The organism is Acinetobacter sp. YH12043 (genome assembly GCF_013419915.1).
Taxonomy (GTDB): domain Bacteria; phylum Pseudomonadota; class Gammaproteobacteria; order Pseudomonadales; family Moraxellaceae; genus Acinetobacter.
The window spans coordinates 64,507-73,360 of the sequence record NZ_VOZD01000016.1 but is presented as its reverse complement, the minus strand read 5'-3'; the positions used below and the strand labels follow the sequence as shown (position 1 = coordinate 73,360).

General features: G+C 45.6%; 9 protein-coding genes and 1 pseudogene. 1 reads left to right on the top strand and 9 read right to left on the bottom strand.

What is annotated here, in order from left to right:
• Positions 1-129: pseudogene (locus FTU01_RS09475) on the top strand (IS4 family transposase); the annotation flags it as partial.
• 139 nt (positions 130-268) lie between these two features.
• Here the strand turns inward: FTU01_RS09475 and FTU01_RS09470 are convergent.
• From FTU01_RS09470 to nuoH, 9 genes are all read right to left on the bottom strand, one after another.
• Positions 269-562 (bottom strand): cold shock domain-containing protein, encoded by a 294-nt coding sequence (locus FTU01_RS09470; protein ID WP_004785065.1) that lies wholly within the window; start codon positions 560-562, stop codon positions 269-271.
• Positions 563-647: 85 nt separating this feature from the next.
• Positions 648-1,283 carry a uracil phosphoribosyltransferase gene (gene upp / locus FTU01_RS09465; protein WP_004785068.1) on the bottom strand — a complete coding sequence of 212 codons (636 nt, stop codon included), beginning with the start codon at positions 1,281-1,283 and terminating at the stop codon, positions 648-650.
• Positions 1,284-1,406: 123 nt separating this feature from the next.
• Positions 1,407-2,951, bottom strand: coding sequence for an NADH-quinone oxidoreductase subunit NuoN (gene nuoN / locus FTU01_RS09460; RefSeq protein WP_004785070.1), 1,545 nt, complete (start codon positions 2,949-2,951; stop codon positions 1,407-1,409).
• Between the two features lie 3 nt (positions 2,952-2,954).
• Positions 2,955-4,568, bottom strand: coding sequence for an NADH-quinone oxidoreductase subunit M (gene nuoM / locus FTU01_RS09455; protein WP_004785072.1), 1,614 nt, complete (start codon positions 4,566-4,568; stop codon positions 2,955-2,957).
• 1 nt (position 4,569) lies between these two features.
• Entirely contained in the window at positions 4,570-6,459 is a 1,890-nt protein-coding gene (gene nuoL / locus FTU01_RS09450; RefSeq protein WP_180138875.1) for an NADH-quinone oxidoreductase subunit L, read from the bottom strand.
• A complete protein-coding gene (nuoK, locus tag FTU01_RS09445) occupies positions 6,456-6,764 on the bottom strand; it encodes an NADH-quinone oxidoreductase subunit NuoK (RefSeq protein ID WP_004280769.1) in 309 nt (102 codons plus the stop codon). The genes nuoL and nuoK overlap by 4 nt, the downstream gene beginning before the upstream one ends.
• Positions 6,764-7,282, bottom strand: coding sequence for an NADH-quinone oxidoreductase subunit J (gene nuoJ, locus FTU01_RS09440; RefSeq protein WP_171056685.1), 519 nt, complete (start codon positions 7,280-7,282; stop codon positions 6,764-6,766). Before nuoJ ends, nuoK begins: the two co-directional genes overlap by 1 nt.
• Positions 7,282-7,824, bottom strand: coding sequence for an NADH-quinone oxidoreductase subunit NuoI (nuoI, locus tag FTU01_RS09435; protein WP_004785079.1), 543 nt, complete (start codon positions 7,822-7,824; stop codon positions 7,282-7,284). The genes nuoJ and nuoI overlap by 1 nt, the downstream gene beginning before the upstream one ends.
• Positions 7,825-7,842: 18 nt before the next feature.
• Positions 7,843-8,853, bottom strand: coding sequence for an NADH-quinone oxidoreductase subunit NuoH (gene nuoH / locus FTU01_RS09430; protein ID WP_004785081.1), 1,011 nt, complete (start codon positions 8,851-8,853; stop codon positions 7,843-7,845).
• Position 8,854: the final 1 nt, after the last annotated feature.

Here is an 8,854-nt window from a genome sequence, read left to right as displayed (position 1 = left end):
GCAATTCAGACACAAATCTGGATTGCGATGATCGCCTATTTATTGGTGAGTTTCGCTCAACATTTAGGAAAAACAGGTTGGACAGTTCAACGTTTACTCAGAATAATTCAAGTGAATTTGTTTGAAACCTGAAGAACTTTAAAAGCTTTATTTTCACCCGATAAAATACCCATAAAACAAGAGGAAGCTCATTTGAGCTTCCTCTTGTGAAAAATTGTGGGACAGCAATGCTCTAGAGCCTCCTTTTGTATCTTTTTCCAAGCAAAAATTAACGCTTTAAATTCGACAATAGTGCTGATGTAATCGAAGTATTGACTGCTACCGCTTTGGCTTTTTTGGCTTTCTTCGATTTATCTTCTACACGTTCAATTTTAATGGCTTTATAGCGATCCCCATTCTGGACCACATTGAATTTTACCCGGTCATTGCGCTTCGGTTCACCTGAATCGGCGGGGAAATCCGAGATATGAAAAAATACCTCACCTTCAGGTGAAGAAATAAAACCAAATCCTTTTTCTGGATTGTACTGTTTTACTTTTCCTTGGTATTGCTCGGAAGTCATAAACGTCCCCTTCTCTGTATCTGTCAGTATTCAGTATATAAAAAAGAGGCTGTAAAAGCCCCTTTTCTGTTCATTTTCAAAAATATTAGTCTTTTTGAACTGAACCAAAAATCTTGTCACCCGCATCGCCCAAACCTGGAACGATGTAACCATTTTCATTCAAGCCATGGTCAATCGCCGCAGTGAAAATCACCACATCTGGATGAGCTTCTTCAACACGTTTAATGCCTTCAGGGGCTGCGACCAATACCATCACACGAATATCTTTACAGCCGCTGGCTTTCAATACGTCAATCGCAGCAACCAGAGAAGAACCAGTCGCCAGCATTGGATCAATGATCATCGCAAGACGGTTTTGTACGTCTGGAACCAGTTTTTTATAGTAAGTACGTGCCTGTAGGGTTTCTTCATCACGTTCCAGACCCAGTACAGAGACTTTGGCACTTGGAATCAGATTCAGGAAACCATCCAGCATACCAATGCCCGCACGTAGAATTGGCACAACAGTAATTTTCTTACCTGCAATACGGTCTACAGTTACCGGTCCGTTCCAGCCGTCAATCTCATGCTCAACGACAGGAAGATCCTTGGTCGCTTCATAAGTCAAAAGCATAGTCACTTCCTGAGCTAGCTCACGGAAGTTCTTGGTACTAATGTCAGCACGACGCAGTAAACCGAGTTTATGTCGAATTAATGGATGACGGATTTCATGGATTGCCACGGGAGAACACCTAGAAGGTTAAAGATAAATTTCCGCTATTATAAAGACTTTTCCGGATTTGTTTAACTAAAAAAGCCCCCAATCGTGGAGGCTTTTTTGTAATAACTTCAAACTTGCGCTGAATTAGTTAAAACCACTTTGAACCAAAGTGAAAATAAACTGTTGTAATTCAGGCGACATTGCGAAGAATGCATAGCGAGACAGCGCAATGATCGGATCTGGATAAACACCGATCACCAGTACCAGTAATGCGACAAGCAATACCATGATACCGCCGACTTTTTGTCCCCAGTGATTTACAGCATCAAGACGTGGTGTTTCTGGTGGAGTCATATACATGACAACCATCACACGCAGGTAGTAGTACAGACCAATACCTGAACCCAGGATGACCATCGCAGCAAGGAACCAAGACTCACCTGCTACCGCAGTTTTCACTACCAGGAACTTACCGATGAAGCCCGCTGTTAATGGAATACCTGCTAGAGACAGCATCATCACAGTTAATACAGCAGTCAATACTGGACGGCGCCAGAACAGACCGCGGTACTCCGCCAGGCTACCTGCTTCATCTGTATTGTTATACGGACTAGACATCAGCGTTACCACACCGAAAGCACCAATCGTAGTCAATACATACGTGATGATATAGACGTTTACACTTTCAAAAGTCGCGAAACCTTGAACCTGTAAAAAGTCAGTATTACGTGCAGATACGATCGCAACCAGTACATAACCGAAGTGAGCAATTGAAGAGTATGCCAAGATACGTTTCAAGTTCACCTGTTTCACTGCAAGCAAGTTACCTACAATGATGGAAAGTACTGCAATCACGCTGATGATAGTTACGAAGCTATCTGACAGGATTAAGCCAGAAGACAATACATAACGTACGAACAGACCCAGCATTGCCACTTTAGACACAGTTGCAAGGAAAGTTGCAACTGGTGCTGGAGCACCTGCGTATACGTCTGGTGTCCATTTGTGGAATGGAGCCAGTGACAGTTTAAAGCCCACAGCGAATACGATCAGTGCCAGACCAATTACTACAGCAGGTTGACTGAATGCAGTTAACAGTTTGCCTGGTTCAGCGACAAAGCTTAGAGAACCTGTATATGCATAAACATATGCCATACCCATCAACAACATTGCAGATGCAGTTGCTGAAAGCACCAGATATTTCACACCTGCTTCAAGCGATTGAGAACGCTGATGTGTATACGCCAATAAGCCGTATACAGGGATCGACATGAGCTCAAGGCTAATGAAGAAAGATGCATAGTGAGAACTTGCCACCATCAGCATCGCACCGGCAACGGAGGTCAGCATCAGGATGTATAGTTCTTCACGATTATCTTTATAGGTTTCAATATAAGCATGTGACAAGGTACTGCACGCCAGTGCAGCCACAATAATCACAAACTGATACAGCATCGTAAACGGATCTACGAGGAACAGATTCATTACATTGGCAGGTGCAAATTGACCCGCTAACAGAACGAACAGAATGTACAACGCCGCCAGGTTTAGACCAATGACTGTCGTAGTCGCAACTAAGTTATGGTTACGCTTAATTGCAGTAAGCAACATCACGACGATCGCAGTCAATGACACGATCATCACAGGTGCTAGAGGCATAAGCTCAGAAAAAGACATTGTGAAGTTCATGGCTTATTGGATCTCCACATTTTCAGCTGAAACGGCAGCTTGCTGCACAGCATCAGCTGCTTCAGACACAGGAATGTAGCTATTCGCTAACCACGCCATGCTTGAGTTAGAAACGTCAAGGAAGCTTTGTGGGTATAGACCAAGCCATGCTAGACCAAATGCACAGATCAGCAAAATTACCACTTCACGTGCATTTAAATCTTTTAACGGATTTGTGTAGTGCTGTTTTTGCTCTTCGTTTGGAACACCAAACAACGCTTTATGGATCAGAATCAAACCGTACAGACCCGCAAATACCAGGCTGATTGCAGCGAGGATTGTGAATGCAGGGAATTTACCGAATGAACCCATCAGGATCAGGAACTCACCAATGAAGTTACCTAGACCTGGAATACCGACAAGCGCCGCGATGAAGAACATCAGGAAGAATGCAAGGTATGGGAACTGACCACGAATACCACCCATCAAACGCATATCACGTGTATGAACACGTTCGTACACCTGACCACACATAATGAACAGCGCTGCAGATGACAGACCGTGAGCCAGCATCATGATCATCAGACCTTGGAAGGTCAGGATGTTACCTGCATAAATTGCAAGTAAAACGAAGCCCATGTGTGAAATAGACGTATACGCCAATAAACGTTTCATATCGGTTTGCTGGAAAGCACACCAAGCACCGTAGAAGATACCGATTAAACCGAAAATGATCGCGATGTCTGCAAACTGTGCAGAAGCCGCCGGGAAGAATGGAATCACGAAACGGATCAGACCATAAGCAGCTGTCTTAATCAAGATACCTGCAAGGTCAACAGAACCCGCTGTTGGTGCTTGTGCATGCGCATCTGGTAACCAGCCGTGTAATGGGAAAACTGGAAGTTTTACCGCAAAACCGATAAATAGACAGATCATGAATGCATAAGCAACTGCTGGTGCTTGTGTATCCAGCATGTTCGCTACACCCATCAGGTAGTTGTAGTCGAAACGGATTTGACCAGTCATGGTGTAGCCTACAGTCACCAGACCAAGGATACCAATCAGCATGACTAAACCAGCTACCTGTGTGTAAATGAAGAACTTGGTTGCAGCATATACACGTGACTTGCCTTCTGCCCCTTTATGACCCCAAAGTGCGATCAGGAAGTAGATCGGCACCAGCATCATCTCCCAGAAGAAGAAGAACAGGAACAGGTCAATCGCCAGGAATACACCGATTACACCACCCAGAGACCATAAAAGGTTCAAGTGGAAGAAACCCACGTTTTTCTGAATCTCACCCCACGAACAGCCTACTGCCAGTACACCAAGGAGTGCAGTCAAGCCAACCATCAGTAAAGATAAACCATCCACCGCAAGGTGAATGTTAATGCCCAGGGTTTGAATCCAAGGTAATTTGAACTCGGCTGCCCACGTAGGAGCCGCACCGCCAAGTTCATAGTTATAAGTACCCGACTGCCAAAGGACGATGGTCAAGACCAGCGTTACTAACATACCAATCAGCGCGATATAACGCGGAAGGTGTTGGTCGAGTTTATCGACCAACCAGCAAATAAAACCTGCAATGAACGGAATGAGGATCAGAGCCGGCAAAATAATATTGTTTGGAGCTTCCATTTTATTTCCCCACTACCTGAATCACGAGCAAGATCATCAGTAGGACAACGACACCGAGCCCCATACTAGATGCATATTCACGCAGTGAACCTGTTTGACGTGAACTGGTAAAGCTATGACCACCTTTAACCAGTGCAGGCAGCACCAGCCAGAAGCCATCAATCGGATCACGGCCGAACAGTTTCGCGAAGAACAAATAAGGCTTCACAAAAACGATGTCATACAGCTTGTCGAAACCAAGTGCATTACGGCAGATGTTGGCAAGGCCCGCACCCAGAGAAGTTTTCGCAAAAGATTTCACAGCGTTGTAAGCAAAAGCAAACAGCACTACGCCAATTGCAAGACCTATCAGTGCAATACCTACTGCTGTGTATTCTGCAGTATGCATGCCATGTTCAAGCGCTTCCGGAATTTCAAATGCAGGAAGTTTAGCTGCATTTAAAATGCTTTCCACAGGTGCTTTTAATGCTGCACCAACGAAAGTTGAAAGTACTGCAAGAATTGCCAATGGACCCCAGTAAGTTACACCCTTGATTGCGTGGTAAGGTGTGTTTTCTTTACCGAAGAATACCACCCAGATCAGACGGAATGTATAGATCGAAGTCAGGAACGCACCGATTACACCCACCCAGTAAAGTGTGCTGTAAACCGCAATTGATTGGCCTTGTACCCATACCGCACCCAGGATTGCATCTTTTGAGAAGAAGCCCACAGTGATGAATGGAATTGCAGCCAATGCACCGCCACCAATGGCGAAACATGCAAACAGGAATTTGTTCTTGTAGAACAGACCGCCCATCTTGAAGATGTTTTGTTCGTGGTGGTAAGCCAGAATCACCGCACCAGAAGACAAGAATAATAATGCCTTGAAGAATGCGTGAGTCAGCATGTGGAACAGACCCGCCTGGTATGCTTCAGCACCTACAGCCATAAACATATAGCCCAACTGACTCATAGTTGAGTAAGCCAGAATACGTTTGATGTCTGTTTGTACCAATGCAGCAAAACCAGCTACCAGTAATGTCACCGCACCAGTAATTGAGATGAACATCATCACTTCAGGTGCAAGTTCAAATACTGTGAACAGACGGCAGCACAGGTAAACACCTGCTGTTACCATTGTTGCAGCGTGGATCAATGCAGAAACAGGAGTCGGACCTGCCATCGCATCTGCCAACCAGGTTTGCAGTGGAATCTGTGCAGATTTACCAGCAGCACCCAAGAACAGCATTAAAGCAGTCCAGATGGTCAATGATGAGCTTTGAGTCATCACAGCCGCAGCATTTTCTACGATGTACTGAGTATTTAGCGTACCGAATTGCTGGAACAGCAAGAACATGGCAATCAGCAGGAATACGTCACCAATACGGGTAACGGTAAATGCCTTGATCGCTGCCACACCGTTTGCAGGATTTTGGTAGTAATAACCAATCAGCAGATAAGAACACAGACCTACACCTTCCCAACCCAGGAATAACAACGCCAGGTTGTCACCCAGTACCAGCAATAACATGCTTGCAACGAACAGGTTGAAATAAGAGAAGAAACGTGCGAAGTCTTGTTCACCGCGCATGTACCATGATGCAAAGATATGGATCAGGAAACCAACGCCTGTCACCATGCCCAGCATCAACAGAGACAAACCGTCTAGGTGCAGGCTGATGCCCGGTGCAAAACCACCGACATTGAACCAGGTCCAAAGAGGTTGCACCACCGCGGTAGAACCATTGTTGACAAAGTCCATACCCGCAATGAGTGCGAACAATGCCGATAACCCCACAGCCCCTACACCAATAATGGCTGCAACTGTTTCAGGAAGCTTATGACGCCCTGCCGCTAAAAGGACGAAGCCAATGAGCGGGAATAAAATTGTTAGATATAAATAACTCATCCGCGCATCTCACTAGCAGCATCCACATCCAGATGATGGAAGCGATGATAGAACTGAAGGACGATCGCAAGACCGATACACGCCTCTGCCGCAGCAAGGGTCAGAATCAGAATAAACATGATTTGACCATCAGGCTGTGCCCATGCACTGCCCGCCAGGACGAATGCCAAAGCAGCAGCATTCATCATGATTTCAAGGCTCATTAAAATGAATAGCAGGTTGCGTCGCACCATTACACCGTAAAAACCCAGTGCAAAAAGAATGGATGCAACGATCAAACCATGCTCTAAAGGGATGTTGCCCATTATTGTTGTTCCTCTTCTGCACCTGGTTCACGTTTACCCAAATGGAATGCTGCAACAAGTGATGCAAGCAATAACATCGCGGCAACTTCTACCAACAATAAGTATTGCGTAAAGAGTGATTGACCTACCGCTTTAGGACCGACCATTTCTGTGCCCATGACCATTGAAGGCTGCACGTAATCTGATTTAAGTACCCAAACCAGGATCAGACCAATCAGGAAGCTCATCAATGCCGGATAAGCCCACGCTGATGAAGTCAACCATTTGCGTTCCTGAGCGACAGTCTGTTCGCCCAGGTTCAGCATCATTACCACGAACACGAATAACACCATGATCGCGCCAGCATAAACGATGACTTCAAGCGCACCCGCAAATGGTGCACCCACGATCAGGAACAGCCCTGCTACAGCAAGGAGTGAAACGATCAGGCTTAATAAAGCATGTACCGGGTTCGTGTTAGTCACCACACGAACCGTAGAGACGATGGCCACAAGGGCCATTAAATAAAATGGCCACATCATGGTAATAGACTCCGTACATCAACAGGCGCACTTTCACGCTGTGCCTGACCTTTGTCCTTACCAGCAACTGCCATACCGGTGACACGGTAGAAGTTATAGTCAGGATATTTACCAGGACCAGAAATCAGCAAGTGCTCTTTTTCGTAGACTAAGTCTTGACGAACATATTCGCCCAATTCGAAATCTGGTGTCATTTGAATCGCAGTCGTAGGACATGCTTCTTCACACATACCGCAGAAAATACAGCGAGAGAAGTTGATACGGAAAAATTCCGGATACCAACGACCATCTTCACGTTCTGCTTTTTGGAGTGAAATACAGCCTACCGGACATGCAACCGCACACAGGTTACATGCCACACAACGCTCTTCGCCATCTGGGTCACGCGTTAACACGATACGACCACGGAAACGTGGTGGCACGATTTCTTCGGCTGGCACTTCCGGATATAAAATGGTGTCACGTTTGCGCGTTGCATGGGTAAAGACCATGAACAACGTACGAACGATTGACCCGAATCCAGCTAGAAATTTAAACATTTTGTTCTCCCTGCTGTCTTAGGCCTGATTCAACAGAATCACAGCACCAGTCACCAAAAGGTTAACCAACGCCAATGGCAAGCAAATTTTCCAACCAAAGTTCATCACCTGGTCATAACGTGGACGCATTAAAGAACCACGCGCCAATACAAACATCATTACGAAGAATGCTGTTTTAATAATGAACCAGAATGCGGGTGGAAGGAAATCAAGACCAAATGGTGCTAACCAGCCACCGAAGAACAGGGTTACGATCAATGCAGAGATCAGTACTACGTTCACGTATTCCGCAACGAAGAACATACCCCATTTCATACCGCCATATTCTACGTGGTAACCTTCCGCCAGTTCCTGTTCCGCTTCTGGTTGGTCAAATGGGTGACGGTGAGTTACCGCAACACCTGCAACCACGAAGATTAGGAAGCCTAAGAACTGAGGAATGATAAACCAGACATCTTTCTGTGCTTCTACGATTTCACGCATGTTGAATGAACCGGCAATTGCCACTACACCCATCAGTGAAATACCCAGGAACACTTCATAAGAAATAGTTTGCGCTGCTGAACGTAGACCACCAAGCAATGCGTATTTGTTGTTAGAAGACCAACCACCAAATAGTACTGCATATACCGCAATACCTGCCATTGCCATGAAGAACAACAGACCGATACTCATGTCTGCAACACCTAGATAAGGTGACACAGGAATAACCATGAACGACAGCACCGCAGTTGCCATCGCAACTGCTGGAGCCATACGGAAAGTCAATTTATCGGCAAATTTTGGTGTCCAGTCTTCCTTGAACATGATTTTCAGCATGTCGGCAACAATCTGGAACATACCGCCCGGACCTACACGGTTCGGACCGTAACGGTCTTGCCACAAGCCGAGTAAACGACGTTCAATAAAAGACATCAACGCAGCGATCAGTACTACAACCAGTAAGATCACGATCGCTTGAAGTACTGAATAGGCGATTGGCCAGTTTTCAGCCCACAGCGGCGTTTGACGGATTAATTCTTGTTCCATG

Bases quoted from the DNA above. Each gene is read 5' to 3' on its own strand.
- FTU01_RS09470 (WP_004785065.1), bottom strand. From the start codon at position 562: ATGACTTCCGAGCAATACCAAGGAAAAGTAAAACAGTACAATCCAGAA.
- nuoN (WP_004785070.1), bottom strand. From the start codon at position 2,951: ATGAACTTCACAATGTCTTTTTCTGAGCTTATGCCTCTAGCACCTGTG.
- nuoM (WP_004785072.1), bottom strand. From the start codon at position 4,568: ATGGAAGCTCCAAACAATATTATTTTGCCGGCTCTGATCCTCATTCCG.
- nuoL (WP_180138875.1), bottom strand. From the start codon at position 6,459: ATGAGTTATTTATATCTAACAATTTTATTCCCGCTCATTGGCTTCGTC.
- nuoK (WP_004280769.1), bottom strand. From the start codon at position 6,764: ATGGGCAACATCCCTTTAGAGCATGGTTTGATCGTTGCATCCATTCTT.
- nuoJ (WP_171056685.1), bottom strand. From the start codon at position 7,282: ATGTGGCCATTTTATTTAATGGCCCTTGTGGCCATCGTCTCTACGGTT.
- nuoI (WP_004785079.1), bottom strand. From the start codon at position 7,824: ATGTTTAAATTTCTAGCTGGATTCGGGTCAATCGTTCGTACGTTGTTC.
- nuoH (WP_004785081.1), bottom strand. From the start codon at position 8,853: ATGGAACAAGAATTAATCCGTCAAACGCCGCTGTGGGCTGAAAACTGG.